Origin of the sequence: Crocosphaera sp. UHCC 0190, assembly GCF_034932065.1 — a bacterium.
GTDB lineage: Bacteria > Cyanobacteriota > Cyanobacteriia > Cyanobacteriales > Microcystaceae > UHCC-0190.
Window position 1 is genome coordinate 92,696 of sequence record NZ_JAYGHP010000004.1, and the last position, 26,493, is coordinate 119,188.

The following is a 26,493-nucleotide window of genomic DNA, read 5'->3' on the forward strand; positions in this document are numbered from 1 at the left end:
CTTGAGAATATACATGGATATTCGTGGGACAGATACCCCCTTATTAGACTGGAGTGGAGATGCACTCGCTCTTGGTTTATTTGAAAATGCCACAGAGATAACGGGAGAATTAAAGCAGTTAGACGAAAAACTGGGGAGAACTCTACAAGAATTAATTACAGAAGCAGAATTTGAAGGAAAATCTGGGACTAGCGCAGTCACTCGCGTTGGTGGTCAGAGTTCTGTCCGTAAAATCATTTTAGTCGGTTTAGGCAAAGCGGATGAGCTAAAATCAAACACCCTGCGCTTAGGGGCAGCAGCGATCGTCCGTTTAGCCAAAAAAGAGAAAGTCAAAACCCTAGCCATCAGTTTACCCTTGGTGAATGATGATGCAGCAACCACCACGGCTGCGATCGCCGAAGGGTTAATCTTACCCTTACATCAAGATAACCGCTTCAAGTCCGAACCCGAAGACAAACCCATGAAACTAGAAACCGTAGACATTTTAGGGGTGGGGGAACAAGGGGAAACCATTAAACGGGCCCAAATTGTTTGTTCTGGGGTCATTTTAGCCAGGGAATTAGTAGCGGCCCCTGCTAATAGCGTAACTCCTGTTACCTTTGCTGAAACTGCCCAAAAAATCGCCACAGACTACGGGTTAGGAATCGAAATTTTAGAACAAGAAGACTGTGAAAAGTTAGGCATGGGGGCATTTTTAGGGGTTGCCAAAGCTTCTGATTTACCGCCTAAATTCATTCATTTAACCTATAAACCAGCAGCAACCCCCAAACGCAAAGTCGCTATTGTGGGTAAAAGTCTAACCTTTGACTCTGGGGGTTTAAACCTGAAAGTGTCAGGGAGTGGCATTGAAACCATGAAAATGGACATGGGAGGTGGGGCCGCGACTTTGGGGGCCGCCCAAGCGATCGCCCAATTAAAGCCCGATGTAGAGGTGCATTTTGTTTGTGCAGCTACGGAAAATATGATCAGTGGGCGGGCCCTGCACCCTGGGGATGTTTTAACTGCTTCAAACGGCAAAACTATCGAAGTTAATAATACTGATGCTGAGGGACGGTTAACCTTGGCTGATGCTTTGGTATTTGCCGAAAAATTAGAAGTTGATGCGATCGTAGATTTAGCTACTCTTACCGGGGCCTGTATTGTTGCTTTAGGAGACAATATTTCTGGGTTATGGAGTACAGATGATAATTTAGCCGGAGAAATTAAAGCCGCAGCAGAAGCAGCCGGGGAAAAGTTCTGGGAAATGCCCTTAGAAGAAAAGTATTTTGAGGGGTTAAAATCTCCCATTGCAGATATGAAAAATACGGGGCCAAGGGCCGGGGGTTCGATTACGGCTGCGTTATTTTTAAAGCAGTTTATTAAGGAGACTCCTTGGGCCCATTTAGATGTGGCCGGGCCAGTTTGGGGTGACAAGGAAAATGGGGTTAATAATGCAGGGGCGACGGGTTTTCCGGTGCGTACCCTGGTTAATTGGGTGTTAAGTTAATACAGAAGGTGGGAGTGTCAAATTGTAGGTTGGGTTGAGGTAACGAAACCCAACATTTCTCACCAACAATCTTAATTTTTCTGAAAGCGGCGATGTTGTTCAAGCAATGTAGAAAACTCCTCAGCATTTACTGATCCATATAATTCGTTTTTAGGTTGAGCATCAACACGATCCATTAATGCTTGAAATGCTGCTTGATCACCTCGATTTTCTAGAACATATTTTTTCAGTTCTTCCATGGTCATCATTTGAAACTTAGATTTCATTAACAAATCTCCAATTTCCATTAGGGTAAATCTCAATCAAAATTTACTCTCCGGTTATAATTATTGCATTTCCAGTCCTCTGATCTAAACGTACCATATCCACAGAAAGGTACATACTTGTGAGGTTCTGACAAAGCTCGAAGCATCGAAACGCCTGTTGAGTTGTTGGCAAATATTCCGCCCCCCTTGACTATAACTTAATTTATCTCACGATACAGTGCGATCTGCTCCGCAGTGCCTTCGGCAACGCCGATTTTGTAGTGGGTTGTTTCAACTAAATTGGTGCATTAGTAGAGTGGGCATTGCCCACCCTACAATAATTAACGGCCAGGCATCGTGTATTTAAAGTTCGTTGGTCCCGTATAACCAGAAACTTTGGCCAATTTTTCAGGAAGTTGGGCTCCTGAGAGTCTTTCTCCCTTAATATCCCAAGTAGGAAAAGATTCAATTTTAGCCGCCGCACAAGCATCAGGCTGAGGATTTTTCCCTCTGGGATCACATTCAATATACGTTATTTCTTGGACTGCTGCTTCTCCCAATAACTGTTTTTGTTCATAACAGTGGGGACACCAAAAGGCCCCATACATTTTGCCTCCAACCTTAGTGAGATTTTGGGCTAAAGCAATTTCTGCTTCCCCTGACTCTGTAGTGATTTTCCAACCATCAGGAGGCTGAGGGGCAGTAGTTGTTGTTTCAATGGGTAAACGTCCTTCAGCCGTTGGCCCGTTAACATTAGCATAAACTCCCAAGGTTCCGACTAAGGTAATCATCGCAACGACAATGGGAATAAAAAAGATTTGACCCACTTCTTCCCATTCTCGACCAAAAATACTTAATCCCATTAAACTAAGGGAGAAGATAGCAGATCCAATACAGTAATAACAAACAGACTGCAATTCAGTGGCTAAAATATACATTAAATAGCCACTAAAAACCGCCATAGAAGTTCCCCCTGCTAAGAGGAATAACCATGTCCACTCATCTAATTGTTTTCTGAAACTTTTATTACTTTCCGGTTTAATTAATAAAGGCCCCAAGGCAGCCGTGGCCATACTACTATAAGCAAGAAACCCAAATAAACTTAAGGGTAAGCCAAAAACAAGGGCATAGGGACTATCAAGAACACTTTTACATCCAGAGACGAAGTTTTCCGCATCTCCGGCCCCACAGGCTACTTCCCCCCCACTTAGTTTCGTAATGGTGAGATAGGCGGTTAGAATCGCCCCCGCAATGGCGATCGCACCGATGATCGGACGGGACCAACGATAAATCCAAGGAACAGAACGTCTACGACTCATAATAGTTACGATTTAGCAAATCATCATTACTGCTGATTTTAGCAAGGTCTTACGTTGTCAGTTTGAGAGGTTGCTGAGATTTTGATTTTTCTTTAGATGCACTCACTTGTTGGGCCGCTTCTACAAATTGGGCCACCCGAATGGGATCAATGGGTTCGCTGATTTTGCCATGACGTTTCAGGGAACTGGCCACAATTACCCCATCTGCTGCGGTCATTAATTGTTCAATATTATCCCAATTAGCCCCACTCCCAATAAAGACAGGGGTTCCTTTAGCAGCGGCCACAGCTAATTCTAAGTCTTCGAGACTGGGGGGACTACCTGTGGCCCACCCTGAGAGAATGACCCCATCAGCAAGTCCTCGTTCAATGGTATCTTGAACTGCTGTGGTTAAGTTGGGAGTTCCTAAGGGTCGGGCGTGTTTGACTAAAACATCGGCTAAAATGGCCACGTCGGCAGCTAATTCCCGGCGATACTTTAGTAATTCATGGGCCCGCCCTTCAATTAACCCTTGATCGGTGGCCATAATGCCCGTTAAGACGTTGACACGGATAAATTGGGCATTAATCGTAGACGCGATCGCCATCGCCCCTAATGCGTCATTTCTTAGCAAGTTAATGCCCACAGGAACCACCACCAGGTTTTTGATGCGATCGACAATTAAGGTCATGGCACTAATTACGGCCGGATCTACCCGATCTTTGGTAAAGGGGGCATCAAAGAAGTTTTCGACAATAATACCATTTACCCCCCCTGCGGCCAGGGCGGTGGCTTCTTGTTCAGCCCGTTCAATGACTGCTGTTAAACTGCCTCCCCAACGGGCAGAAGTGGGCAGGGGTAAGAGGTGAACGACACCAATAATTGGGTTTGTCGTGTTGAATGTTTGAGTCAAGTCCACTGAATCTACCTAATGGTCGACTACGGTTGATGCCGTCTGAATTGAGAACCAACTACAAATTGTATCTTAATTGGGAACCGATCAAGAAGTCAGAAGTTGTCGGGGCGGGTTTTTGTCGAAAATCGATGATTCTCACCAATCGGTTAAATTAACTCGCCCGCATAAAAGTCAGACGTTAATTTTTGATGATAAGTCTAAGCTGAAAACGCCTTATTATCTTGAGCAAATAACCAGTCTAAATTAGCTTTAATCATTAATTTTGTCTGATGGTTTCTTGGAGGTGCTTGTCTGATTTTAGCTTCATAACTCTTGCACTACAGTAGGCCAATGCACTACCCACCTTATCCCTTTTCAACTTTAATCGTTCAATAATCTATATTTTGAATTAAATATTATTAAAATACTTGACTTCCCCCCCCTTGTGCTATGGTTGCGGCGTTGATGTCAAATTTTCTAAATTTAATCGTTTTTGAGAAATGAGAAAATCTTTGAACCTAACTTTAGCTGGCGTGATTTTAGGGACAAGCACACCTCTGTTATTAGCTGGAGAAACTTTAGCAGCTACCCTACCTAATTTAGCCCCAGGTTCCCAGTTTCGCTACGTCTTTGTGACTTCTGAAACTCGTGATCCTAGCAGCACTGACATTTCCGACTATAATACTTTTGTCAATAATGTTGCTGTTCTAGGGACTGAAACTAGCAATATTCAGGGAGATTGGAAAGCGATTGTTTCTACGGCTACTACCAATGCTAAGGTTAATACTAATACCCTTGGAGATGCTGGAGTTCCTATCTTTCGAGTTGATGGGGTAAAAGTCGCTGATGACTATAGTGATTTGTGGGATTTTAGTATAGATAATCCCATCAACATTACTGAAAATGGCGTTGTAGGAGGCACGTTTTTCGTATATACAGGCTCTCCCGACATCTTGGTATAAAATGTATAATCAGCTACAATACTTAAGATGGTGGGTTACGACGCGGATTAAAACTTATTAGTTTTTCATCAAAATCATAGCCGCGTCTAACCCACCCTACGAATTATAAGCTTTACTTATCACCACAAGTACGGGAGAGCCTCCCTGTATGCCATCTCTTCTATTCAAGAGGTTCCAGCAGCAGTTCCCGAACCCTTAACTATTTTAGGTGCAGGAACGGCTGTTGCCTTTGGTTCTGCTTTCAAAAGAAAATTGTCTCAAAAGCCGGCGAAACGAAGTTAATTATCATAATTCGTGGGCATAACGGTATTATCTTTGTACAAGTTTGATGATTGCTGTTTCTGATGGTAGGGGTCAATGGCCGTTGACCCCTACAAGGTTTAGGAAGATAATAAAGTTAGTTCCCTAGCAATATTTCAGATAGGAGTTTAACTGATGAGTCAAACACCCATCACTGTGACTTACTCGTTAGAAGAAATTTTAAAGGAGATCAACGGTAAATTAGACACCCTTCAAAAAGATGTTAATGATCTCAAAATAGGACAAGTGAGATTAGAAGAAAAATTAACAGGAGAAATCAAAGCCCTTGATATAGAAGTCAAAGGAATTAATAAGAGATTGGATAGCCAAGAGTTTATCAATCGTTCTGTGGCAGTTGGCTTTATTTTAGCGATTGGGACAGGGATAATTAAACTATTCTTCCCAAACTTTCCTAACTTACCCCATTAATTAAGACTTTCCCTCGTTAATAATTAATGATCACCAGTGTATTTCTCTACTGTGATCAAACATTAAACCTAAATAACATCACATCTCCTTCTTTAACGACATATTCTTTACCCTCGCTACGCACTAAGCCTTTTTCTTTCGCAACCGTCATGGTTTTACAAACAACTAAATCATCATAAGCGACGGTTTCAGCGCGAATAAATCCCCGTTCAAAATCCGTATGAATAACTCCTGCTGCTTGGGGTGCTTTCATCCCTGCATGAATTGTCCAAGCGCGAGTTTCTTGGGGGCCAGTGGTTAAATAAGTCCTTAAACCCAATAATTCATAAGTTGCTCTAATTAAGGATTTTAAACCCCCTTCTTTGACTCCTAATGCTTCTAAATAATCCGCTTTTTCTTCGTCGGGAATTTCTACTAATTCTGATTCTACTTGAGCAGAAACAATGACAACTTTTGCCTTATCAATAGCGGCAATTTTTTTGACTTCCTCTACCCAATCATTCCCTGTAGCTAAGTCATCTTCTGACACATTAGCAGCATAAATAATCGGTTTACGGGTGAGAAGTTCCAAGGGTTTAATTAATTCGTCTTCTTCTTCTGTTAACTCAACATGACGGGCCCCAATTCCTTCATTCAGCGCAGCGACAATCTTCTCTAATGCGGGTATTTCTTCTTGGCCTTCTTTTTTGCCCTTAACTTGTTTTCTCACCCGTTCTAGGCGTTTTTCGGCTTGATATAGGTCAGCTAAGGCAAGCTCTAAATTGATGACTTCGATGTCTCTAGTGGGGTCAACGGAACCGGAAACGTGAATAATATCATCATCATCGAAACAGCGCACGACGTGAACAATAGCATCTACTTCCCGTATATTAGCTAAGAATTGGTTGCCTAAACCTTCTCCTTGACTTGCGCCTTTAACTAATCCGGCAATATCCACAAATTCCATGCGGGTAGGGACAATTTTCTCTGATTTTGAAAGTTCTGCTAGGATGGTTAATCTTTCGTCAGGAACAGCGACAACCCCCACATTCGGTTCTATGGTACAAAAGGGGAAGTTAGCAGCCTCTGCCTTGGCATTGGCAACTAGGGCGTTAAATAGGGTCGATTTACCGACATTGGGCAGTCCAACTATTCCAGCTTTTAGCATTTATCGCTTATTCATGATCAATGAGTCCTTATTCATTATCAGTGATCAATGAAAAATAATCAATTTACCTATTGTCTTTTAAGAATTAATTGCTTGACGATAAGCACGAACCATTTGCGGTTCTTCAGCAGGATCAATATATTCGGCTAATTTATTCAAATCAAGTTCAGATAATAATTGACTTTGCGATGTTTCTTGATACCCTTCATCGGTATTAATCAACTGATAAAGGGTAAATTTACCCCCTTGCCAAAATAATACTTCAGGAACGCTTCTTTTTTATAAGTTGCTGAACCACACCCGTATAAATCAATCTCTTTTTCTAGGGCATAAATTTCAATTAAACGTCCAATCAGCGTTTTGATCATTTCATCTTCTGGAGAATTGGTCATAATTTCAAGATTTCCTTCCAGATAACTTAAACGCACTAATGGTTTATGATTGAACATTTGTACAAGATTTTCGTATTCTTCCCAAGTCATATTGCTTAAGTGAATACGGGGTTCTGCTATAATCGAATTGAAAAGTTTTTCTAGATCCGATGTTGCAATATCTAAGGTAACTTTCATACTTGTTTTCTGTTAAAAATGATTCTTGATGATTCAATCATGATAACGGGAAAATTTTCAGAACCAAAATTTAGGTTGTAGCGATCGCATCTCTGAAAAAAGTCCCCTCACTATCTTTCAGTCTATAATCCCACAAAATAGGTAGTTTTGCGTTAAATCTGATTTTTGGCATAAACAGGCCTGAGACTATCATTCGTTAGTCTATCATAAGTGCCTCAAGTGGCGCAAGCTCGTTGCTCAATTTTTCTGATTTTTACCTCGACGGGACTCTTTTGGACTTTTTGAATATATATAAATTATTCAAAACAATAAAATTTATATGATAAGCAAAATTTATACGAAAGAATATTTTAAGATATCTTGGGCAATTGTGTCTTTAATTTCACTCATGGGTCATTAAAATTTGCAGCATTTTTTCCCCTAAAAGTTCTGGTTGTTCAATCATGGACATATGACCACAATTAGGGAGTTCAATCACATTATTTCCTTGATAATTAAAAAGTTCATGAAAACTCGCCAAATACTGGACATATTTCGGTTCCATTACCGTATCTTGTTCCCCTGCAAAAAAATAAACAGGTTGCTGTAAACGGGCAACAATTTGAGGTAATAAATGGACTTCATTTTCTGTAGTAGAATCCAATAAAGATCCTAATGCTGCTTTGGTATCTGCTCTCATTAAATCTAACACTCTTTGTCTTCCCCAACGTCTTTCTAGGGGACTTGCCACCATAATTCTTGAAAAGAGAATGTCAATTAATGGAACATAAGACAACCAACTAGGACGCAGTTTAACCAACTGTTTTCCCGCAGAACGAAACCGTTCAAATTCTTCTTTTAAATAAATTCCACCCCCCGCATTTAAACAAATCACTCCTTGGACTCTTTCAGAACAAATATCCGCACCCCATAAGGCAATACTTCCCCCTAAAGAATGACCAATTAACCAAGCTCGTTCAATGCCGAATTTCTGCAATAAAATGTTGAGATCTTGAGCATAAGCTGCTAAAGTATAGGGGGACAAATCTTGAACCCCTAGAGTCGTTTCTTCCGATTGAGTGGGGCAATTCATTGAAGAGTAAGCCTCAGAAGATACTGAATGAGAATCCCCAAATCCTCTGAGATCGTAAATAAGACAGGCATAATCGGGGGATAGCTGTTCAATTAAGGGCAACCAATATTGACGGCTTAATAACCAGCCATGAATGAAGATTAAAACAGGTGTAGAAGGCTTGGGAGAAGGAGAAGTTAGCTCGTAGGCGTGTGGAACTCCCAAGATATCAATAGTCGGCATATATTTATCCTACCCTATGGGTAAGTCATGATCGGGTTAACAGTCAAAATAACTCAACAATAATGGCCCGTTTCTAGTATAAATTATAAAGAACCGTAATGCTTAACTTTAGGATCAGGAATCATGGAAAATTTTGCCAAAGGACTTGAATAATGCTGTTTATCAAATCACTATTAATTTTACTAATCAAAGGGTATCGAAAATTTATTTCCCCTTTATTTCTACCCAGTTGTCGCTTTCAACCAACTTGTTCTCAGTATACATTAGAAGCGATTGAAAGGTTTGGTGTTTTTCAAGGAAGTTGGTTAGGAATTAAACGAATTTTGCGCTGTCATCCTCTACATCCTGGTGGTTATGATCCCGTTCCTCCTATTAATAATAATGGCTCAAAACTGAAATAGGAACAATCTATATATATGATTAACTTAAGAAAGGCCATTTACTATGAATATGTTGATAATATTACTGTAGAAATTTTTGATAAATATAAGTGGGGACTAAGACGCTTAGGGGTAAATTTTTCCCAGGAACTTTTAGAAACGATTGTCTATTGTCCGCAAAATTTAGAAAGTACCTTAATGGCCTTTTGTGCTTGGGTTTTATGGTTAAAAGCAAAAGGTGAAAAAACTGATGCTCACAACTTATCCGAAACCTTAATCAATGCGTTACGCTCAGAACAGGGTTGGAAACCTTTTGAGTTTCAAGCAGCATTTCTGGCAGAACATCATGACATTTTAGCGAGTCCGAAAGACGCAATTTGGGAAGTAGCAGGTCAACAGTTAGGAGAAACTGTAAGAAATCGACTCATTGCTGATATTTCAGAAGAGGGGGAAATTTTGTTTCAAACCAATCTCATGCTTAATGAGAAAGAAAAGCAACAAATTGATGAGTTAAAAACCTATATTGCTGATTTGTACCTATAAGTCTGCTAAGCTTTCCCTGAGAAGAGTAAGTCCAAGTAACTAAAAATTACTCTCAATAAAACTCAAACACATTGTAAAGATTGTTTGCTGAAATCTGTAAAGAATCTGTCCTTATTGGCAAAAATACCCTTATTTTTAGATTAGAATGTAGGTCTTGTTGATTAAGAGTTTACTTATGAGGCGCAAGATTATGGGGGTTGATTAGCACCACTCCCAATTAAATTGAGGTGTGAGGATTCCTATCATGTTAAAGTCAATTGCTTCAATAATCAAGATAACACCTGCTGTCCTGGGTGTTCTGTGTTTTTTAATACCATCAGCGATCGCGGCTCCTGACCAAGAAAGTCTTTTTGACGAGAAAGAGGAAAATCGAGAAACCGTCTCTCCCCATGAAGCATTAGGGGTTATCCGTAACCGTCCCCAACTGCAAACCCCCCTTAACCGAGATCACTCAAAACAGTTTGAGGACTCAGGAACGACCCCTTCCATGGGCCAAGTTACCAGTATCTCGGAATTACAGGATGTGTCCCCAACAGACTGGGCCTATGAAGCATTAAGAAGTTTAGTAGAACGCTATGGTTGTATTGTGGGATATCCCGATCGCACCTATCGCGGAAACCGGGCCTTAAGTCGTTGGGAATTTGCTGCGGGGTTAAATGCTTGTCTCAATACCATTGAACGACTCCTACAAGAAAATGTAGCGGTTTTACGGGAAGATATCGAGAAATTAAAGCGTTTGGCCCAAGAATTTGAGCAAGAATTAGCCGCTTTAGGGGCCAGAGTTGGTAATCTAGAACAACGGGTTTCTTATCTCGAAGATCATCAATTTTCCACCACCACCAAGTTAAATGGAGAAGTGATTGTTACTCTCTCTGGTGCTTGGGGGGAACGGGCCCTCGATTTCCGTGAGCAAGATTTGTTCGACCAAGGGTTACTGGAAAGACGACGGATTGATGATCGTGGAGTCATTGGTCATCGGACGCGCTATAACTTTGATACCAGCTTTACGGGGGAAGATTTACTAAAAACCCGTTTTGAAAGCGGAACCATTGTTAATTGGTCAGACCCCACGGGAACGGAAATGGCCCGTCTGGGTCATGATTCTCAAAGCGATAGCACCACGTTTATTGATGATGTCTATTATCGTTTTCCCATTGGTAACTTAACGACTTGGGTGGGGGCTAATTCTTTAGATATTGATGATATCTTTGATGTGGGCAACCCTTTCCTCTTTGCAGAAGAATCAGGGGCCCTCTCTCGCTTCATTCGTTATAATCCTCTGACGTTTCGGGGGTCGGAAGGCCGAGGTATCGGGTTAAACTACAAGTTTAATGAAGTGTTTACCCTCAGAGGTCTTTATCTAGCTGGTAATGGGAATGATCCCTCTTTGGGTAATGGTTTGTTTAATGGTAATTACAGTACGGGGGCCCAATTAGGGATTTATCCTGACGATGCTCTCAGTTTTACCCTGACCTTCTTACATACCTATTTTGCCAATGGAGAGTCAGATATTTCGTCGAGTACGGGTAGTTATGTGGAACCTGATAACCAAACCTCCCAAACAGGTCAAGGGATTGGTAAAGACCCCTTTTTAGGGGCCCCAACTATTCGAGATAGTTATGGCATTACAGGAAACTGGCGGATTAATGAGACATTTAACTTCTCTGCTTGGGGAGGTTATGCCCTGGCCAGGGCCCAAGGGTCGGATGCAGATGGCAATAGTCGTAAAGGGTTTGGGGCTGATGTTTGGGTCTGGAGTGCTGCCCTTTCTGTGGTTGATTTGGGTAAGGAAGGAGCCGTTTTAAGTGTTGCGGGTGGTTCCATTACTAATACACGGCGTATTGATGCTCTTACGGGAGATTTGGCCGTTCCTGACCAAGATACCCCCTATATTGTGGAAACCCAGTATAAGTATCCAATCAACGATAATATCTTGATTACTCCTGGGGTTTATGTGATTCTGCAACCCGATGGTAATAACAATAACAATAGCATTTGGGTTGGTGCGATTCGGACGACTTTCACTTTTTAATTATCAAAAATTCTTTCCCTTTTCTCACAGGAGAGGGGGAAGATTTTTTTTGTTACAAAAATCAACAATCCGGTCTTAAAATCAGTTTTTGCCAAAGCAAGCCTGTGACTTTGCTCCATCAGTGTATCATAAGTACCTCAAAAGGCGCAAGTTCGTTGAGCCATTTTTGCCGATTTTCTCTCTCAGGATGACAAATCAAGGTTTTCAGCTTATATTAGATATTTAAAATGTAAATTGCATTACAATAATTTTTTATGATATAACAAGTAGAGGCAATTCATGAATTACCCCGACACAGAGGAGTATTCCCTATTTCAAGAATTACTCAAAATTATTGCCCAAATTCTAACCGTGCTTGTTCTACCATCTCAACTGTTACCTCGTCTAACCCCGCGGCCCTAGCTAATTCTTCGATACGTTGTCTGGCTTGGGTTCGTACAAAAAACGGAATATTTTTGAGTTTTGCTTGAGCGTCTGCCGTCCAACGGGGACTGTCTTCGATATTAAAATTATTCATAGTTTTCTCTATTTACCTAACTCCTAACTTGATTTTATCATGGTCAGTTGTCTAGAAAATCTTGCATTAACAAATAGTAAAAAAATCATCCTATCCCCACTTATAAAGTTAACCTAACAATTAAATCAGAGAATGAGAATAAATTGAGTCAATGAATAATCAAAGTGATCAGTGGTCAATTGTCCGTCAAACTTTCCAAAAAATTTGGGGGTATGAAAATTTTAGATCTCCTCAAGGAGAAATTATTGAATGTTTATTAAATGCTCAAGATGCAATTATCGTGATACCAACAGGAGCAGGAAAATCCTTATGTTTTCAACTTCCTGCTTTATTACAAAAAGGATTAACTTTAGTAATTTCTCCCTTAGTTGCCTTGATGGAAAATCAAGTTTATGAGCTAAAACAAAAGCAGTTACCTGCAGATTTATTACATAATGAGATTCCTAAACCTCAACGAAAAAAGACTTTAGAAAAGGTCAAAAAACAACAAATAAGATTACTTTACTTATCCCCAGAAACCTTATTAAGTCCTCCTATTTGGGAAATATTAAAAAGTCCTGAACTTAAAATTAATGGACTAATTTTAGATGAAGCCCATTGTTTAGTGGAGTGGGGAGAAACCTTTCGTCCTGCCTATGGACGTTTAGGGGCAGTTAGACAAGCATTATTATTAAATAAACCCCCAGATACTAAAATTGCGATCGCAGCGTTTACAGCCACAGCAGACCTCAGAACTCAGGGAATTATTCAACGGGTTTTACAATTAGAAAATCCGCAAAAATTTTGTCTCAGTCCCTATCGTGCTAATCTCAATTTAAAGGTTAAAATAGCTTGGACTCCTCGCTGTCGGAATCATCAACTTTTAAACTTTATTCAAAGTCATCAAAAACAAAGTGGATTAATTTATATTCGTTCTCGTCGAGAGAGTGAAAGTCTAAGTCAATGGTTAGCCTCTCTTAATTATAAAAATACAGCTTATCATGCAGGTTTAAGTCCCCAGCAAAGACGAGAAATTGAACAAAGATGGTTAGAAGAAAACTTACAATTTGTGGTATGTACTTCAGCCTTTGGGTTAGGAATTAATAAACCGAATGTGCGCTGGGTTGTTCATTTTCAAGCCCCTTTTTTACTATCAGAATATTTACAAGAAATTGGACGAGGAGGAAGAGATGGGAAAAAGACAGACAATTTAACTTTAATCAGTGAACCCACAGGATGGCTTGATTCCAGTGATCAACAAAAAAGACAGTATTTTTTAAAGCAATTAGAGAAACAATATCAACAGGCAAAAAATTATGTTAAGAGAATACCCCAAGAAGGAAATATACAAGACATTACCCAAGAAATACCCCAAGGAGAAATCATTTTATCATTATTACATCGTTGGGGACAATTACAATGGTTAGACCCCTTTCATTATCGTCTCAAATCATCTTCTATGTCTGTTAATTTAGCTAAAATCAAGCAAATATCTCAACAAGCTTCTCAACAAATGAATCAATATTTAATGACTCGTAATTGTCGTTGGCAATATTTATTAAATGCCTTTGGTTTTCCAGAAGAAGCAAAGGGGTGGAACTGTGGTCATTGTGATAATTGCCGTCGTCATTAAAATTGAGTTTTATTTAAAATTATTGAAGAAACTCTCTCATATACTCATTAACTAATTGAGGTTTTTCTTGTTGAACCCAGTGACTACAATTAGGAATATATTTGAGGGTAAGGTTTTCTACATAATCTTCTGTTCCATAGGTTAATTCTTTCCCTAATGCGGTATCATTTTCACCCCAAATCATTAACACAGATATTGATAGCTTTTTCCAGGGCTGTTCTGAGGTTTTAAAGACTCCTTGAAAGATATTTCTATAGTAATTTAACATAGCAGTTAATGCCCCTGGTTTTGCTGCTGCTTCTCTATAACAATCTAAATCTTCTTGACTAAAAGCACTTTGATCGACTACAGTCTTTTTAAAGATAGAGGCAATTAATTGATAATTATTTCTTTGTAATAACCACTCTGGCAATTTAGGCAGTTGAAAGGCAAATATATACCAACTTTTTGATAATTGCTGAAGGGTTTTTAAACTCTGTTTAAATTTGGCTGGATGGGGAAGATTCATTACAATTAACTTCTCAACCATCTCAGGATAAGAATTGACAAAATACCAAGCAATAGCTCCTCCCCAATCATGGGCCACTAAGATACAATTATCATAGCCTAATCCTTTAATTACTCCTTCAATATCCTTCACTAATTCACTAATATGATAAGCCTTTAAAGCTTGGGGTTTATCACTTTTATTATAACCTCTTAAATCTAAAGCAACGACATTATAATTCTGAGAAAATTCAGCAATTTGATATCGCCAAGAATACCAAAATTCAGGAAAGCCATGCAACATTAACATCAATTTACCCTGTCCTTTAGTTACATAATGTAATTCGATACCGTTACTTTGAATGTAACCCTCTTGCCAACCTTTTTCTAAAGTATAGTTAACCATGTTTTTTAAGGATTTTTAGAAATATAGTAATAATATAGACGAGATAGGGCGGGTTTATTGAACAAATGGCCTTGCCACAGGGTCAACCATTCGAGGCGCGATCGCCATTTTAAAAGAACAAAACCGGAAATCTTCTTAAGGATTTGCGATTGGACGTTACATTGACCGCTAAAATGAGCTACTGCAACCATAAGAAAAAATAACCGATCACCCCTACAGAAACGAATTATGGCAAAAGTTCTTGTATCCGACCCCATTGACCAAGTAGGTATCGATATCCTCTCCCAAGTGGCGCAAGTAGACGTTAAAACAGGACTGCCCGCCGAAGAATTAGTTAAGATTATCCCTGAATACGATGCCTTGATGCTTCGTTCTGGAACCCGTGTCACCAAAGAAATTATTGAAGCTGGTACTCAACTCAAAATCATTGGTAGAGCGGGCGTAGGGGTCGATAATATTGATGTTCCTGCTGCTACCCGTCAGGGTATTGTCGTGGTTAACTCTCCCGAAGGCAATACCATTGCTGCGGCAGAACACGCCTTAGCCATGATGTTATCCCTATCACGCTATATCCCTGATGCTAACCAGTCCGTCAAGCATAAAAAATGGGATCGCAAAAAATTCGTGGGGGCCGAAGTTTACAAAAAAACCTTGGGCGTAGTAGGGTTAGGGAAAATTGGTTCCCATGTAGCCAACGTGGCCAAGTCAATGGGCATGAAACTCTTGGCTTATGATCCTTTTATCTCCCAAGATCGGGCCGAACAGTTAGGTTGTACCCTAGTTGATCTCGATCTACTCTTCTCCGAATCGGATTATATTACCCTACATATCCCCAAAACCACCGAAACCAATCATCTCATCAACAAAGAAGCCTTGGCCAAGATGAAACCGACTACCCGCATTATTAACTGTGCGCGGGGCGGTATTATTGATGAGGATGCTCTAGCTGAAGCCTTGGCCGCCGGTCAAATTGCCGGGGCCGCTTTAGATGTGTTTGAAGAAGAACCCCTAGGAGAGTCCAAACTCAGAGACTTAGATAATATAATTCTGACTCCCCATTTAGGCGCATCTACGGCAGAAGCACAGGTAAATGTGGCCATTGATGTGGCAGAACAAATTCGAGATGTTCTCTTAGGTTTACCTGCTCGTTCTGCGGTTAATATTCCCGGACTCACCCCCGATGTCATGGAAAAAATGCGCCCTTATTTGCAATTAGCAGAAACCTTGGGCAATTTGGTGGGACAATTAGCAGGAGGACGCATTGAACGCTTAACGGTGCGCTTACAAGGGGAATTAGCTACCAGTAACAGTCAACCCATTGTTGTCGCTTCCATTAAGGGGTTACTATCCCAAGCCTTGCGAGAACGGGTAAATTATGTCAATGCTGCCATTGAAGCGAAAGAACGAGGTATCCGTATCATTGAAACCCGTGATGCTGCCATTCGGGACTATTCTGGTTCTCTCCATCTTTCGGCCCAAGGTTCTATGGGTGAACATTCTGTGACGGGTGCGTTATTGAGTGATGGCGAAATTCGCATTACTGATGTGGATGGTTTCCCCATTAACGTGCCTCCCAGTAACTATATGTTATTTACTGTTCACCGGGATATGCCAGGGATTATTGGGAAAATTGGCTCTCTGTTGGGCAGTTTTAACGTTAATATCGCCAGTATGCAAGTGGGACGCAAAATTGTCCGAGGTGATGCTGTTATGGCTGTGAGTTTGGATGATCCTTTACCTGAAGGACTGCTTTCTGAAATTATTAAAGTGGCCGGCATTCGAGACGCTTATACCGTTAAACTGTAACTACTGTAGGGGCGAATGGCCATTCGCCCCTGTTTCTGTTAATGTTTACCGTAGGATTCCATGTCAACTAGCTGGTGGGAAATTAGTGTCTTATGTCACCCCAATTTGGAAGAATCCATTTTTTGGCGGTTAGAAAAGTTTGGCTGTTCGGGAACCTCCAGGGAAATTAAAGGAAAATCCTATATTATTCGGGCCTATGTTCCTCAAATTAAATATCAATCTTTGGATATCTCGGCCTTATCCCTTTGGTTACAACAGGATGCTTTAGTATTAGAATTGCCCCAACCCCTCACCCGTTGGAAGTCGATTGAAGATGAAGACTGGTCTAGCAGTTGGAAACAATATTGGGAACCCACAGAAGTTGGCGATCGCTTTCTCATTTATCCGGCCTGGTTAACTCCCCCAGAAAAAACTGACCGGATCATTCTCCGTCTTGATCCTGGGGTGGCTTTTGGGACGGGAACTCATGCTACCACGCAACTTTGTTTAGAGTCCCTAGAAATGCGTTTATCTGATGTGCAACATGAGCTAGTTATTGCTGATATTGGGTCAGGATCGGGTATTCTTTCTATTGGGGCTATTTTGTTAGGCGCAACAAAAGTTTATGCGGTGGATACTGATCCTTTGACCATTAAAGCAGCCCAAGAAAACCGTGAACTTAATCAAATTTCTGCTGATTCTTTAGTGATTAATCAAGGCAGTGTTGAAAAATTATTAGAATTGCTTCCTGAAGGGGTAGATGGAATTGTTTGTAATATTTTAGCTGAAGTAATTATTGAGTTGATTCCTGCATTTTCTAAATTGGCAAAACCTCAATCTTGGGGGGTTTTAAGTGGGATTTTATTAGAACAATCTCAGGCGATCGCTGATACCCTAGAACAACATGGATGGGTGGTGGCTGCCCTCTGGAAACGTCAACAATGGTGTTGTATTCAAATTCGCAAAGCTCAAGATTAGGCTGAAAATTGGATTTAATCATGGCTCCATCATCATAATCCACCAAATTAGTCCTGTCAGCTATGCTCCATAACTCCCTAAATATGATTTTTTTGTTAAGTTTTGTTAAAAATAATTGCAAAAAGTTGCTCTTTCTGGCTTGATAGATAGGTGAGGAAAGTAATTATTACCTTAATAAACATGATTAATAGGGACTAATTAAATATTAGTTATGTTAGGAAGAGAGAGATCTAGAGTTAGGATATTTCTTGACAAAAGATTGAATCTATCTGCATTAATTTTTAGCTAACTTTTTTAGGAGATTTTTAGGAAATGCTCAACAAATTATTGCGTCGTGGGAAGAAAGAAGAATTTTTCTTAGAATTAGATGAATCAAAAGGAGTTCCCCCAGCAGAGGTAAGCGTAACTGCGGCAACGGAAACCCCTGCCCCTCAAGCTGAGATAGTAGCTGTGGTTGTTGAAGAAGAATCGACTAAAGCAGAAGGCAAGAAAAAAAGCAAGAAAACATCAGTTAAAAAAGCAGCAAAAAAACAAGATCCCAAACCAGAAGTTGTTGCCCCAATGCCAGTGGTTGTTAAAAAACAAGAACCCCAAGAAGTCGAATTTGCCACTAAATTTTTCATGGTTCCCACCTCTCGTCGTCGTCCCGGCCCGAGTTTAAATACTTTTAAAACAATGGCCCGTCAAGTCAAAACCCCTCGTGGTTAAGCTTGAGATGAAAAGTTTAATTAACTGTTAAGTTTCGTTTTGGTTGTAGTCTAGAACCCCAGTTCTAGGCTATTTTTTATATGTTTGGTCTTTCCTTGATTATTTATGCAAATTCTCTTTTTACATCCCAATTTTCCCGCCCAATTTCGTCATCTGGCTACTGAGTTGGCTAAAAATCCGAAAAATCGGGTTGTCTTTGGCACAAAGCGCAAGGAAGGGCAAATTCAAGGGGTTGTAAAAGCTATCTATACCCCTTCCCGTGAAGCCCGTCCCGAAACCCATCATTATGTGCGACCTTTGGAAAATGCGGTATTACAGGGCCAGGCGGTTTATCGCATTGCTGAACAATTGAAGAGTCAAGGGTTTGTGCCTGATGTAGTCTATGGCCATTCAGGGTGGGGGCCGACTCTTTTTATTAAGGATATCTTCCCAAAAGCTGAATTATTATGCTTCTTTGAATGGTTTTATCATGCCCATGGAACCGATGCAGATTTTGATCCCAAAGAGCCCTTAAATGCCGATGCTGAGGCGAAAATTCGCATTAAAAATAGCCCTATTTTAACAGATTTATATAGTTGCGATCGCGGGTTATCTCCTACTTATTGGCAACGAGAACAATTCCCTCCAGAATTCCATTCTAAAATTACGGTGCGTCATGATGGGGTTGATACGGACTATTTTAAACCCATACCTGGGGCAAAATTAGTTTTAAATGATAAAAAATTAGACTTATCAGAAGTAGAAGAAATTGTTACTTATGTGGGGCGAGGAATGGAACCTTATCGGGGGTTTCCTCAGTTTATGGAAGCGGTTTCTATTTTATTAAAAAGACGACCAAATTGTCATGTGGTAATAGTAGGAGAGGACAGAGTTGCTTATGGGCGATCGCTACCGGATGGAAAAACTTATAAACAGTTGATGTTAGAAACATTTTCCTATGATTTATCTCGTCTTCATTTTACAGGATCTTTACCTTATTCTGAATATTTGAAAGTGATACAAGCTTCCTCCGTTCATGTTTATTTAACCCGTCCTTTTGTCTTATCTTGGTCGATGTTAGAAGCCATGTCTACAGGTTGTGTAATTCTGGGTTCCAATACGCCTCCGGTTCAGGAAGTGATCGAAGATGGGGTCAATGGGTTATTAGTAGATTTCTTTGCCGTTGATAGAATAGTTGAGCGCATTGAGGAAGTTTTAGAGCATCCTGATAAGATGGCAAAATTGCGGGTAAAAGCGAGGGAAACCGTGCAAGAAAGATATGCTTTAGCTAAGTTATTACCTGAACATATTAAGTGGATTTGTCAGAAACCTTAAACTAATAGGGCTGCCTCAATTTGTTCTAACCACCCTTGCCAACATTTTTCTCCTTGCACTTCCAATAATTGAGCATATTTTTCTGTCTCTTGACGTAACTCAGCTACCGTTACCCCAGGGGCATGATTAATCTCACAAGCATGACCAATAAACCAACGTTCTAAGCCATTTTTCGTCACTTCTGGATGAAATTGTATGGCCAGTCCACAGTTACCCCAAGCAAAGGCTTGATTAGGATATTTCTCACTAGAGGCTAAATGGGTTGCACCTTGGGGTAAATCAAAGGTATCACCATGCCAATGTAATACTGTTTCTCCTGGTTGGGCTAAATATCTCAAAGAAGATGCTGCCCCGGCTGCCGTTAGTTGAATGGGAAACCAACCAATTTCTTTTTCATTGCCTGGATAAACTTTTGCCCCCAAAGCTCTGGCCATTAGTTGCGCTCCCAAACAGATCCCCAAAGTAGGTGCATCAACCTTTAAACGTTGTTCTAAGAGGTGCAATTCATCTTTAATGAAGGGATAATCTTGGTCATCATAAGCACCAATGGGGCCACCGAGAATAATCACTAATTCGGGTTCGAGTGGGTTAATATTGCTTAAATCATCAGATCCAGCCTCTAAGTAAGTGATCTCATAGCCTTTGGCTTGTAATACGGGAGCTAAAGAACCGAGATCCTCGAACATCAAATGTCTAATAACCAATGCTTGTTTCATCTTCCTATTTCCTGTTTATCAATCAACGTAGGGTGGGCATTGCCCACCTTACTCAAACTTTTTAATCTTCAATTTTTGGTTGAAACTTTAAGGAAACCCCATTCATACAATATCGTTGTCCAGTGGGTTTCGGTCCATCGGCAAAAACGTGACCCAAATGACCACCACAACGGCTACAATGAACTTCAGTTCTAGTCATAAAGAAAGAGCGATCTACTGTTGTTTCAATTGCTCCTTCGATGGGGTTAAAAAAGCTAGGCCAACCCGTTCCACTATCATATTTTGTATCAGAAGTAAACACAGGTTGTCCACATCCAGCACATTCATAAATCCCCTCACCATATTGTTTATCAAGGGGACTGGCTCCAGCCCTTTCTGTACCATGTTTACGCAAAACATTAAACTGTTCTGGGTCAAGAATTTCTTGCCATTCTTGTTCTGTTTTTGAGACTTCAAATTGTTTATCTGAGGTTTTCATGATGATTACTTTCCTGTGGTTAAGATTCATGGGTTTAAGAGGATTAAACCCTAATAAAATTGCTGTATGCTCATTCCTATTCTATATCAATTGTCGTCGGAGAACCTTCCCCTTGACCCTTACTAGATAGGGGTTTCCGGTAGTCCATATAAAGGCGATCGCGCCACAGGAAAAAGCTATCATAAGCGGTATTATCTGCTAAACCAGGAATTCCCTTACCTTTCAGTGCATTAGGAATGTCTAAATAGTCGCCCCCAGGTTGTTTCAAAATAATACTTAATCCCGCAACTGCCAAATCAGCTAAGGTCGGTTCATCTCCCACTAAATAGGAACGATGTTGTAAAATAAGACTGAGGGCTTCTAAATCTTGTTTCAGGGCTTTGTTGGCTTCCTTAACGGCATCTGGCCCGAACCCTGCACCAGTTCCTAAAATACTTAATAAATCCCCAGGGACTGCCCCTAATATAGTTTTTAGGAAATCTGGTACTTCTTTTGGTAACATAGAAGTACGGAAATTCGGGTTTTGATTTAACGCCCCAACAAAAGCAATTCTTCCCTTAACTCCAATAGATTCATCTGCCCATTCCTCAATCAATAAACATTGACCCCGTAATAAAGGATCAGTAGGAATAATGGGTTTTTCAGGATATTTTCTATCTAAATAAAAGGCGATTTCTGTTGAATCAGCGATGATGGTATCTCCATCCTTTAAAACCGGAACTTGTCTTTGACCCGACATTTTATAAAGTTCTAACTGTCCAATGCCTGGGGTAACTTCGATTTTGCGATACTCTAACCCTTTGTAATCGAGAATCAATCGGACTTTCTCAGAATATTGAGAGATCTCAAATTGATATAATTCCAGCATCGGGCTTTCTCTCCTCAAGAATAAGAATAATTACCCTTTACTGTAACGTTTTTTAATGATTTTGCCACTAATTATTTTACAGGTAGAACCTCTCAGGAAAAATATGTTATAATGGGAAAACAGACAAAATAAATAGTCATCAATTCTTTAAAAATCTGCAATTTTTCAACAAATCAATTGAGATTAACTAACACCATGACAGTTAATCTTTGACATCGAGTATAAAACACAGCATAGAAAAGTTAGAACAAGGGAAAAGGTTATATCGATTATAAGCAAGTTGTTATATCTTCTCTTGACCCTTTCTGTCTACTTCCCTAAGATTATCGGAGGGTAAAATAGTGACAAAAAAGCGATCGCGGCGACGAATCATTGTTATGGGGGCAGCCGGACGGGACTTTCATAATTTTAATCAAGTTTACCGTCAGAATCCAGAGGTAGAAGTTATCGCCTTTACTGCTGCCCAAATATCAGGCATTGCCAACCGTTCCTACCCCCCTATTTTAGCAGGTTCTCTCTATCCAGAGGGCATTCCTATTGTTGATGAAACCCAATTAGAAACCTTATGTCAACAAGAAAACATCGATCAAGTCATCTTTGCTTATAGCGATGTCACCCATAGTCAAGTGATGCACATTGCCTCTCGTGTTTTAGTGGCCGGGGCTGACTTTTTATTATTAGGGCCCGAACATACCATGTTAACCGCTAAGGTTCCGGTAATTGCCGTTTCTGCGGTGCGAACAGGTTGCGGGAAATCTCAAACCACTCGCTGGTTATCCAAATTATTGCGACAAAAAGGCCTAAAAGTCGCTATTATCCGTCATCCTATGCCTTACGGTGACTTAGAAAAACAAAGGGTGCAACGTTTCACCACCTTAGAAGACTTAACCCAGGCGAATTGTACCATTGAAGAACGGGAAGAATACGAACCTCATTTGGTTGTTGGTAACATCGTCTATGCTGGGGTAGATTATGAACTGATCGTTAAACAAGCCCAAGAGGAAGCTGATATCATTGTTTGGGATGGAGGAAATAACGATTTTCCCTTCATTCGTCCTGATTTACACATTGTTTTAGTTGATCCCTTGCGGCCGGGAAACGAAACCACCCATCATCCAGGGGAAGTGGTGTTACGCATGGCCGATGTGGTGATTATTGCCAAGGTAGACGCGGCTGCTGATGCTGATATTCAACAGGTGAGGGAAACGGTACAACAGGTTAACCCCAAAGCCCTCATTATTCGTGGTAAATCGCCCATTACCTTAGAAAACCCCGAATTAGTGCGAGATCGCCGAGTTTTAGTGGTAGAAGATGGCCCCACCACCACCCATGGAGGAATGGCCTACGGGGCCGGTTATATTGCAGCAACTCGGGCCCATGCAGCAGCAATTGTTGATCCCCGTCCCTATGCGGTGGCTGAAATTGCCAAGATTTATGAAAAATACCCGCATATCGGGCCAGTATTACCAGCAATGGGCTATTTTCCTGCCCAATTAAAAGCCTTAGAGGATACCATTAATCATGCAGAGGTTGATGTCGTTATTGCTGCTACACCAAGTAATTTAGGGGCATTAATTCAAGTCAATAAACCGATCATTCGGGCCCGCTATGAATTTGCTGAGGCCCAAACCCCAGGGTTAGGCGATCGCATCGAACAATTTTTAACTACGATCTTGTAGGGGTAATTCATGAATTACCCCTACTATGTGTAACAAATTGTAAAATTGAAAAAGTAAATTTAGACAAAGTGTCTCTTAAACTATGTTATTGCGGCCTGAACAACGAGAAAAACTCGATCCTACCAATGATCAGGATTTTTATGCCTTTCCCCGTTTTGTCACTCATGTTGATCAGGGATTTATTGACCAATTAACGACTCTTTATCGGCAACGTTTGCAACCGAACACCCGTATTTTAGATTTAATGAGTAGTTGGGTGTCCCATCTTCCTGATGATATAGAATTTTCCCATATAGAAGGCCATGGAATGAATCAAGAAGAGTTGGACAAAAATCCTCGTCTTGATCATTATTTTGTCCAAAATCTTAATGATAATCCTAAATTCCCCCTAGATAATGCTAGTTTTGATGCCGTATTAATTGCAGTTTCTGTCCAATATTTACAGTATCCTGAAGCTATTTTTTCGGAGATTCATCGTATTCTTAAACCTGGTGGTATTGTGATTATTAGTTTTTCTAATCGAATGTTTTATCAAAAAGCGATTACTATTTGGCGTGATGGCACGGATTTAAGCAGAATTCAATTAGTTAAAGGGTATTTTCAAGAGGTTTCAGGATTTAACAAACCAGAAATCATTAGTAATACATCTCCCCTACCCAGTTTCTTACAAATATTAGGAATAATTGGCTCAGATCCCTTCTATGCTGTGATTAGCAGCAAAAAGTAATCACAATCAGATCAAAACAAAACTCAATCTGAAATATTTCCATACGACCCAGATTGAGGAGTTTATTGAAATTTTAAGTTTTCTAAAGTTCCTTGATTAAACCATCAAGAAACGTTAGATTATAGAGGAAGATAATAGACAGATCACAAAATTAAGATTAAGTTAAAAAAACAAAAAATAGCACATTTTCCATGATAATAAATAATAGAGACGAATCCAAGAGATTTCGAGATAATTGTAAGGTTTTCCGTGGCTTTATTGATCAAATTAGTGGAAAAATCTCAGATGAGTAATCAAACCCTGATTTCTAACTTCTCCCGTTCCCGTATTTCTATTTCCTCACAAGTGATTGATGAAATGAAAGAGGAACCAATGAGGGACACGAATATGTTACAAACAATACAAATTCCTTGGTGGATTATTATTCATACAAATGTTCCTCTTTGTACTTACTATTTTGGACCTTTTGACAACTTAGAAGAAGCCAATAATGCTCAATTGGGCTACATTGAAGACTTAAATCAAGAAAAGGCTCAAGACATCAAAGTGATTATAAAACAGTGTCAACCCACAAATTTAACCATCATGAAGGGATAAATCATGTAAAATAAAAAAGTTGTATTCGGTAACACAGGCAGTGATCGAACGTTATACCCTGCCCGAAATGGGCCAACTCTGGACAGATACTTATAAGTTGAAAACCTGGCTACAAGTAGAAATTGCTGTCTGTGAAGCACAAGCCGAATTAGGATATATCCCCAAAGACGCGGTAGAAGAAATCAAAGCCAAAGCCAATTTTGACCCCCAACGGGTACTAGAAATTGAGGCAGAAGTGCGTCATGATGTGATTGCTTTCCTGACCAATGTTAATGAATATGTGGGAGATGCTGGCCGTTACATCCATTTAGGGTTGACCAGTTCAGATGTTCTAGATACAGCCCTCGCCTTGCAGATGGTGGCCAGTCTTAATTTGATTTTAGAACAGCTAGAAGACCTAATCCAAGCGATCCGATATCAGGCGCAACAACATCGTAACACGGTGATGGTAGGGCGATCCCATGGTATCCATGCGGAACCGATCACCTTTGGGTTTAAATTGGCGGGATGGTTAGCAGAAGTCTTGCGGAACCGTGAACGGTTAATTAATTTACGTCAGTCGATTTCTGTTGGCAAAATATCAGGGGCCGTGGGAACTTATGCTAATGTTGACCCAAGGGTAGAAGCTTTGTCCTGTCAGTATTTGGGACTTGAACCTGATCTCGCTTCCACTCAGGTTATTTCCCGCGATCGCCATGCAGAATTTGTGCAACAATTAGCCTTATTAGCGGCATCTTTAGAACGCTTTTCAGTTGAAATTCGGAACCTGCAACGGACTGATGTTTTAGAGGTGGAAGAATACTTTTCTAAGGGACAAAAAGGGTCTTCTGCTATGCCTCATAAGCGCAACCCGATCCGTTCTGAAAGGTTGACAGGCATGGCCCGTATTATTAGAGGATATACAGTAGCGGCTTTAGAAAACGTTGCTTTGTGGCATGAAAGAGACATTTCTCATAGTTCTGTAGAACGGGTGATGTTACCAGATACTTGTATTTTGACCCATTTTATGTTAAAAGAAACCACTGATTTAATTAAGAATTTATTGGTGTATCCTGATAACATGAAACGGAATATGAATGTTTATGGTGGGGTCATATTTAGTCAACGGGTGTTATTATCTTTAGTAGAAAAAGGCATGATGCGGGAAGAAGCTTATCGAGTGGTACAAAGTTGCGCCCATAAAGCTTGGAATAAAGAGGATGGTAACTTTCATGATTTAATTAGCAAAGATGCCCAGGTGACTCAATATTTGTCATCTGAAGAGATTGAAAAATGTTTTGATCCTCAACATCATTTACAAAATTTAGACACAATTTATCAACGGTTAGGAATTTAAAAAATGCGGCTCTCCCGACATCATGGAGAAAAATGTTTGTTTATGTTACATTATGGGCGCAAGCGTTGCGCCCCTACAGTGGGATAAATTTCGTTTTTGTAGGGGCGTATGGCATACGCCCTTTTTCGATAAGATGCGCTTATCACCATAAGTACGGGAGCCAAAAATATTAAGCTTTATTAGCTTTCTTTTGAGCAAGTTTACGATTGAAAGCAGTACCGAAAGCAAGAGCAGCAACAGCACCAAGCATAGTTAAAGGTAAGGATTGGGGGTAGTGTTAGAGTTAGGGAATAGATTAACGACACTATTAGTCGCTAATACGCTTGTTTTTGTGCTATCTAATAAGTCAATGGTTAAATCAAAATCCCGTGAAAAAGGTTGTGAAACTCCTCCATTGGTAAAAATATAGGCATCAAGACTAATTTCACTTAAGTTTATCGCTTGTGAACCAACTGCTACAGTAATATCAGTCGTCCAAGGCCCTCCAGTGTGCAGGTTGCGATTGACTGCAAATAGGTTTTGTGTATCCGTAGTATCAAACAAATTAAAAGTGTATATAAGAGAAGGGGGGAAGTCAAGGGTAAATTTATCTTTTTAGAATTATATATATTTTGCAAGGAAAGGAATATATTAGTAGCAATAAAAGCTCAATATTTCCTCAATTTAATCTCGTTGAAAAAATTCCAGAAACCTTACAATCTGCCCA

32 protein-coding genes are annotated in these 26,493 nt (G+C 40.2%); 16 read left to right on the forward strand and 16 right to left on the reverse strand.

The genetic code is table 11. From position 1 onward, the window contains the following. Positions 1-13: 13 nt before the first annotated feature. A complete protein-coding gene (locus tag VB715_RS07940; RefSeq protein ID WP_323300662.1) occupies positions 14-1,486 on the forward strand; it encodes a leucyl aminopeptidase in 1,473 nt (490 codons plus the stop codon). A gap of 71 nt (positions 1,487-1,557) precedes the next feature. On the opposite strand, the gene VB715_RS07945 is transcribed toward VB715_RS07940, so the two are convergent. The 4 genes from VB715_RS07945 to btpA all read right to left on the reverse strand — a co-directional run bounded on the left by VB715_RS07945 (position 1,558) and on the right by btpA (position 3,948). Beyond that, complete coding sequence (locus tag VB715_RS07945; RefSeq protein ID WP_323300663.1) at positions 1,558-1,752, reverse strand: DUF6887 family protein; 195 nt, start codon at positions 1,750-1,752, stop codon at positions 1,558-1,560. 43 nt (positions 1,753-1,795) lie between these two features. Continuing rightward, positions 1,796-1,924, reverse strand: coding sequence for a DUF6888 family protein (locus VB715_RS21960; RefSeq protein WP_416336915.1), 129 nt, complete (start codon positions 1,922-1,924; stop codon positions 1,796-1,798). Positions 1,925-2,072: 148 nt separating this feature from the next. Then, positions 2,073-3,050 carry a vitamin K epoxide reductase family protein gene (locus tag VB715_RS07950; RefSeq protein ID WP_323300664.1) on the reverse strand — a complete coding sequence of 326 codons (978 nt, stop codon included), beginning with the start codon at positions 3,048-3,050 and terminating at the stop codon, positions 2,073-2,075. 49 nt (positions 3,051-3,099) lie between these two features. Then, positions 3,100-3,948, reverse strand: coding sequence for a photosystem I biogenesis protein BtpA (gene btpA / locus VB715_RS07955; RefSeq protein WP_323300665.1), 849 nt, complete (start codon positions 3,946-3,948; stop codon positions 3,100-3,102). 488 nt (positions 3,949-4,436) lie between these two features. Here btpA and VB715_RS07960 point away from each other — a divergent pair, with 488 nt between their 5' ends. The 3 genes from VB715_RS07960 to VB715_RS07970 all read left to right on the forward strand — a co-directional run bounded on the left by VB715_RS07960 (position 4,437) and on the right by VB715_RS07970 (position 5,615). After that, the gene (locus VB715_RS07960) at positions 4,437-4,886 is read left to right on the forward strand and encodes a hypothetical protein (RefSeq protein WP_323300666.1); all 450 of its coding nucleotides are present in this window, start codon (positions 4,437-4,439) and stop codon (positions 4,884-4,886) included. Positions 4,887-5,048: 162 nt separating this feature from the next. Beyond that, the gene (locus VB715_RS07965; RefSeq protein ID WP_416336918.1) at positions 5,049-5,168 is read left to right on the forward strand and encodes a PEP-CTERM sorting domain-containing protein; all 120 of its coding nucleotides are present in this window, start codon (positions 5,049-5,051) and stop codon (positions 5,166-5,168) included. 153 nt (positions 5,169-5,321) lie between these two features. Further along, positions 5,322-5,615, forward strand: coding sequence for a hypothetical protein (locus VB715_RS07970; protein ID WP_323300667.1), 294 nt, complete (start codon positions 5,322-5,324; stop codon positions 5,613-5,615). 55 nt (positions 5,616-5,670) lie between these two features. Here VB715_RS07970 and ychF read toward each other — a convergent pair whose 3' ends face one another. The 4 genes from ychF to VB715_RS07990 all read right to left on the reverse strand — a co-directional run bounded on the left by ychF (position 5,671) and on the right by VB715_RS07990 (position 8,625). Further along, a complete protein-coding gene (gene ychF, locus VB715_RS07975; RefSeq protein WP_323300668.1) occupies positions 5,671-6,762 on the reverse strand; it encodes a redox-regulated ATPase YchF in 1,092 nt (363 codons plus the stop codon). Between the two features lie 78 nt (positions 6,763-6,840). After that, on the reverse strand, positions 6,841-6,984 hold the full coding sequence (locus VB715_RS07980) for a hypothetical protein (RefSeq protein ID WP_323300669.1): 144 nt from the start codon (positions 6,982-6,984) through the stop codon (positions 6,841-6,843). Then, complete coding sequence (locus tag VB715_RS07985) at positions 6,981-7,331, reverse strand: hypothetical protein (protein ID WP_323300670.1); 351 nt, start codon at positions 7,329-7,331, stop codon at positions 6,981-6,983. The genes VB715_RS07980 and VB715_RS07985 overlap by 4 nt, the downstream gene beginning before the upstream one ends. 382 nt (positions 7,332-7,713) lie before the next feature. Beyond that, a complete protein-coding gene (locus VB715_RS07990) occupies positions 7,714-8,625 on the reverse strand; it encodes an alpha/beta hydrolase (RefSeq protein WP_323300671.1) in 912 nt (303 codons plus the stop codon). Positions 8,626-8,786: 161 nt separating this feature from the next. On the opposite strand from VB715_RS07990, the gene yidD reads away from it, so the two are divergent. The 3 genes from yidD to VB715_RS08005 all read left to right on the forward strand — a co-directional run bounded on the left by yidD (position 8,787) and on the right by VB715_RS08005 (position 11,580). Then, the gene (gene yidD / locus VB715_RS07995) at positions 8,787-9,026 is read left to right on the forward strand and encodes a membrane protein insertion efficiency factor YidD (RefSeq protein WP_323300897.1); all 240 of its coding nucleotides are present in this window, start codon (positions 8,787-8,789) and stop codon (positions 9,024-9,026) included. A 15-nt stretch (positions 9,027-9,041) separates the two neighbouring features. Continuing rightward, entirely contained in the window at positions 9,042-9,548 is a 507-nt protein-coding gene (locus VB715_RS08000; RefSeq protein WP_323300672.1) for a hypothetical protein, read from the forward strand. A gap of 244 nt (positions 9,549-9,792) precedes the next feature. Beyond that, positions 9,793-11,580, forward strand: a complete 1,788-nt coding sequence (locus VB715_RS08005) for an iron uptake porin (protein ID WP_323300673.1) — start codon at positions 9,793-9,795, stop codon at positions 11,578-11,580. Positions 11,581-11,911: 331 nt separating this feature from the next. On the opposite strand, the gene VB715_RS08010 is transcribed toward VB715_RS08005, so the two are convergent. Next, positions 11,912-12,097 carry a PCP reductase family protein gene (locus tag VB715_RS08010; protein WP_323300674.1) on the reverse strand — a complete coding sequence of 62 codons (186 nt, stop codon included), beginning with the start codon at positions 12,095-12,097 and terminating at the stop codon, positions 11,912-11,914. A 151-nt stretch (positions 12,098-12,248) separates the two neighbouring features. Here VB715_RS08010 and VB715_RS08015 point away from each other — a divergent pair, with 151 nt between their 5' ends. Continuing rightward, entirely contained in the window at positions 12,249-13,709 is a 1,461-nt protein-coding gene (locus VB715_RS08015) for a RecQ family ATP-dependent DNA helicase (protein ID WP_323300675.1), read from the forward strand. A gap of 19 nt (positions 13,710-13,728) precedes the next feature. Here the strand turns inward: VB715_RS08015 and VB715_RS08020 are convergent, their stop codons facing one another. Then, complete coding sequence (locus VB715_RS08020) at positions 13,729-14,601, reverse strand: alpha/beta hydrolase (RefSeq protein ID WP_323300676.1); 873 nt, start codon at positions 14,599-14,601, stop codon at positions 13,729-13,731. Positions 14,602-14,606: 5 nt separating this feature from the next. Beyond that, positions 14,607-14,792, reverse strand: a complete 186-nt coding sequence (locus VB715_RS08025) for a hypothetical protein (RefSeq protein WP_323300677.1) — start codon at positions 14,790-14,792, stop codon at positions 14,607-14,609. Positions 14,793-14,829: 37 nt separating this feature from the next. Here VB715_RS08025 and serA point away from each other — a divergent pair, with 37 nt between their 5' ends. The 4 genes from serA (at position 14,830) to VB715_RS08045 (ending at position 19,386) form a co-directional block, all read left to right on the forward strand. Beyond that, on the forward strand, positions 14,830-16,407 hold the full coding sequence (gene serA / locus VB715_RS08030; protein ID WP_323300678.1) for a phosphoglycerate dehydrogenase: 1,578 nt from the start codon (positions 14,830-14,832) through the stop codon (positions 16,405-16,407). 60 nt (positions 16,408-16,467) lie between these two features. After that, on the forward strand, positions 16,468-17,364 hold the full coding sequence (prmA, locus tag VB715_RS08035) for a 50S ribosomal protein L11 methyltransferase (protein WP_323300679.1): 897 nt from the start codon (positions 16,468-16,470) through the stop codon (positions 17,362-17,364). A gap of 312 nt (positions 17,365-17,676) precedes the next feature. After that, a complete protein-coding gene (locus VB715_RS08040; RefSeq protein WP_323300680.1) occupies positions 17,677-18,072 on the forward strand; it encodes a hypothetical protein in 396 nt (131 codons plus the stop codon). Between the two features lie 105 nt (positions 18,073-18,177). Next, positions 18,178-19,386, forward strand: a complete 1,209-nt coding sequence (locus VB715_RS08045) for a glycosyltransferase family 4 protein (protein WP_323300681.1) — start codon at positions 18,178-18,180, stop codon at positions 19,384-19,386. Here VB715_RS08045 and VB715_RS08050 read toward each other — a convergent pair. The 3 genes from VB715_RS08050 to VB715_RS08060 form a co-directional block, all read right to left on the reverse strand. Continuing rightward, entirely contained in the window at positions 19,383-20,102 is a 720-nt protein-coding gene (locus VB715_RS08050) for a glutamine amidotransferase (RefSeq protein WP_323300682.1), read from the reverse strand. The two genes, VB715_RS08045 and VB715_RS08050, sit on opposite strands and share 4 nt — an antisense overlap. 61 nt (positions 20,103-20,163) lie before the next feature. After that, complete coding sequence (gene msrB / locus VB715_RS08055; RefSeq protein WP_323300683.1) at positions 20,164-20,580, reverse strand: peptide-methionine (R)-S-oxide reductase MsrB; 417 nt, start codon at positions 20,578-20,580, stop codon at positions 20,164-20,166. 76 nt (positions 20,581-20,656) lie between these two features. Further along, a complete protein-coding gene (locus VB715_RS08060; RefSeq protein ID WP_323300684.1) occupies positions 20,657-21,448 on the reverse strand; it encodes a glutathione S-transferase family protein in 792 nt (263 codons plus the stop codon). 341 nt (positions 21,449-21,789) lie between these two features. Between VB715_RS08060 and VB715_RS08065 the strand changes: the two genes are divergently transcribed. The 4 genes from VB715_RS08065 to purB all read left to right on the forward strand — a co-directional run bounded on the left by VB715_RS08065 (position 21,790) and on the right by purB (position 25,787). Continuing rightward, complete coding sequence (locus VB715_RS08065; protein ID WP_323300685.1) at positions 21,790-23,127, forward strand: cyclic 2,3-diphosphoglycerate synthase; 1,338 nt, start codon at positions 21,790-21,792, stop codon at positions 23,125-23,127. An 82-nt stretch (positions 23,128-23,209) separates the two neighbouring features. Then, on the forward strand, positions 23,210-23,854 hold the full coding sequence (locus tag VB715_RS08070) for a methyltransferase domain-containing protein (RefSeq protein WP_323300686.1): 645 nt from the start codon (positions 23,210-23,212) through the stop codon (positions 23,852-23,854). Positions 23,855-24,139: 285 nt separating this feature from the next. Beyond that, the gene (locus VB715_RS08075) at positions 24,140-24,451 is read left to right on the forward strand and encodes a DUF1816 domain-containing protein (RefSeq protein WP_323300687.1); all 312 of its coding nucleotides are present in this window, start codon (positions 24,140-24,142) and stop codon (positions 24,449-24,451) included. A gap of 40 nt (positions 24,452-24,491) precedes the next feature. Next, on the forward strand, positions 24,492-25,787 hold the full coding sequence (gene purB, locus VB715_RS08080; protein WP_323300898.1) for an adenylosuccinate lyase: 1,296 nt from the start codon (positions 24,492-24,494) through the stop codon (positions 25,785-25,787). A gap of 169 nt (positions 25,788-25,956) precedes the next feature. Here the strand turns inward: purB and VB715_RS08085 are convergent, their stop codons facing one another. Together VB715_RS08085 and VB715_RS08090 are read right to left on the reverse strand one after the other, a co-directional pair. Continuing rightward, positions 25,957-26,037: a PEP-CTERM sorting domain-containing protein gene (locus VB715_RS08085; RefSeq protein ID WP_323300899.1), complete on the reverse strand. Its 81-nt coding sequence runs from the start codon at positions 26,035-26,037 to the stop codon at positions 25,957-25,959. A 2-nt stretch (positions 26,038-26,039) separates the two neighbouring features. Next, positions 26,040-26,330, reverse strand: a complete 291-nt coding sequence (locus tag VB715_RS08090) for a hypothetical protein (protein WP_323300688.1) — start codon at positions 26,328-26,330, stop codon at positions 26,040-26,042. Between the last annotated feature and the right edge of the window lie 163 nt (positions 26,331-26,493).

Coding starts and splice junctions, on each gene's coding strand:
- VB715_RS08045 (WP_323300681.1), top strand. CDS start 18,178: ATGCAAATTCTCTTTTTACATCCCAATTTTCCCGCCCAATTTCGTCAT.
- serA (WP_323300678.1), top strand. CDS start 14,830: ATGGCAAAAGTTCTTGTATCCGACCCCATTGACCAAGTAGGTATCGAT.
- ychF (WP_323300668.1), bottom strand. CDS start 6,762: ATGCTAAAAGCTGGAATAGTTGGACTGCCCAATGTCGGTAAATCGACC.
- VB715_RS08060 (WP_323300684.1), bottom strand. CDS start 21,448: ATGCTGGAATTATATCAATTTGAGATCTCTCAATATTCTGAGAAAGTC.
- VB715_RS07940 (WP_323300662.1), top strand. CDS start 14: ATGGATATTCGTGGGACAGATACCCCCTTATTAGACTGGAGTGGAGAT.
- VB715_RS08000 (WP_323300672.1), top strand. CDS start 9,042: ATGATTAACTTAAGAAAGGCCATTTACTATGAATATGTTGATAATATT.
- VB715_RS08015 (WP_323300675.1), top strand. CDS start 12,249: ATGAATAATCAAAGTGATCAGTGGTCAATTGTCCGTCAAACTTTCCAA.
- prmA (WP_323300679.1), top strand. CDS start 16,468: ATGTCAACTAGCTGGTGGGAAATTAGTGTCTTATGTCACCCCAATTTG.
- VB715_RS08085 (WP_323300899.1), bottom strand. CDS start 26,037: ATGCTTGGTGCTGTTGCTGCTCTTGCTTTCGGTACTGCTTTCAATCGT.
- VB715_RS07990 (WP_323300671.1), bottom strand. CDS start 8,625: ATGCCGACTATTGATATCTTGGGAGTTCCACACGCCTACGAGCTAACT.
- VB715_RS07950 (WP_323300664.1), bottom strand. CDS start 3,050: ATGAGTCGTAGACGTTCTGTTCCTTGGATTTATCGTTGGTCCCGTCCG.
- VB715_RS08025 (WP_323300677.1), bottom strand. CDS start 14,792: ATGGTTGCAGTAGCTCATTTTAGCGGTCAATGTAACGTCCAATCGCAA.
- VB715_RS08010 (WP_323300674.1), bottom strand. CDS start 12,097: ATGAATAATTTTAATATCGAAGACAGTCCCCGTTGGACGGCAGACGCT.
- VB715_RS07985 (WP_323300670.1), bottom strand. CDS start 7,331: ATGAAAGTTACCTTAGATATTGCAACATCGGATCTAGAAAAACTTTTC.
- VB715_RS07945 (WP_323300663.1), bottom strand. CDS start 1,752: ATGAAATCTAAGTTTCAAATGATGACCATGGAAGAACTGAAAAAATAT.
- VB715_RS08070 (WP_323300686.1), top strand. CDS start 23,210: ATGTTATTGCGGCCTGAACAACGAGAAAAACTCGATCCTACCAATGAT.
- VB715_RS08075 (WP_323300687.1), top strand. CDS start 24,140: ATGAGTAATCAAACCCTGATTTCTAACTTCTCCCGTTCCCGTATTTCT.
- msrB (WP_323300683.1), bottom strand. CDS start 20,580: ATGAAAACCTCAGATAAACAATTTGAAGTCTCAAAAACAGAACAAGAA.
- VB715_RS08040 (WP_323300680.1), top strand. CDS start 17,677: ATGCTCAACAAATTATTGCGTCGTGGGAAGAAAGAAGAATTTTTCTTA.
- VB715_RS07970 (WP_323300667.1), top strand. CDS start 5,322: ATGAGTCAAACACCCATCACTGTGACTTACTCGTTAGAAGAAATTTTA.
- VB715_RS08020 (WP_323300676.1), bottom strand. CDS start 14,601: ATGGTTAACTATACTTTAGAAAAAGGTTGGCAAGAGGGTTACATTCAA.
- VB715_RS08005 (WP_323300673.1), top strand. CDS start 9,793: ATGTTAAAGTCAATTGCTTCAATAATCAAGATAACACCTGCTGTCCTG.
- VB715_RS08050 (WP_323300682.1), bottom strand. CDS start 20,102: ATGAAACAAGCATTGGTTATTAGACATTTGATGTTCGAGGATCTCGGT.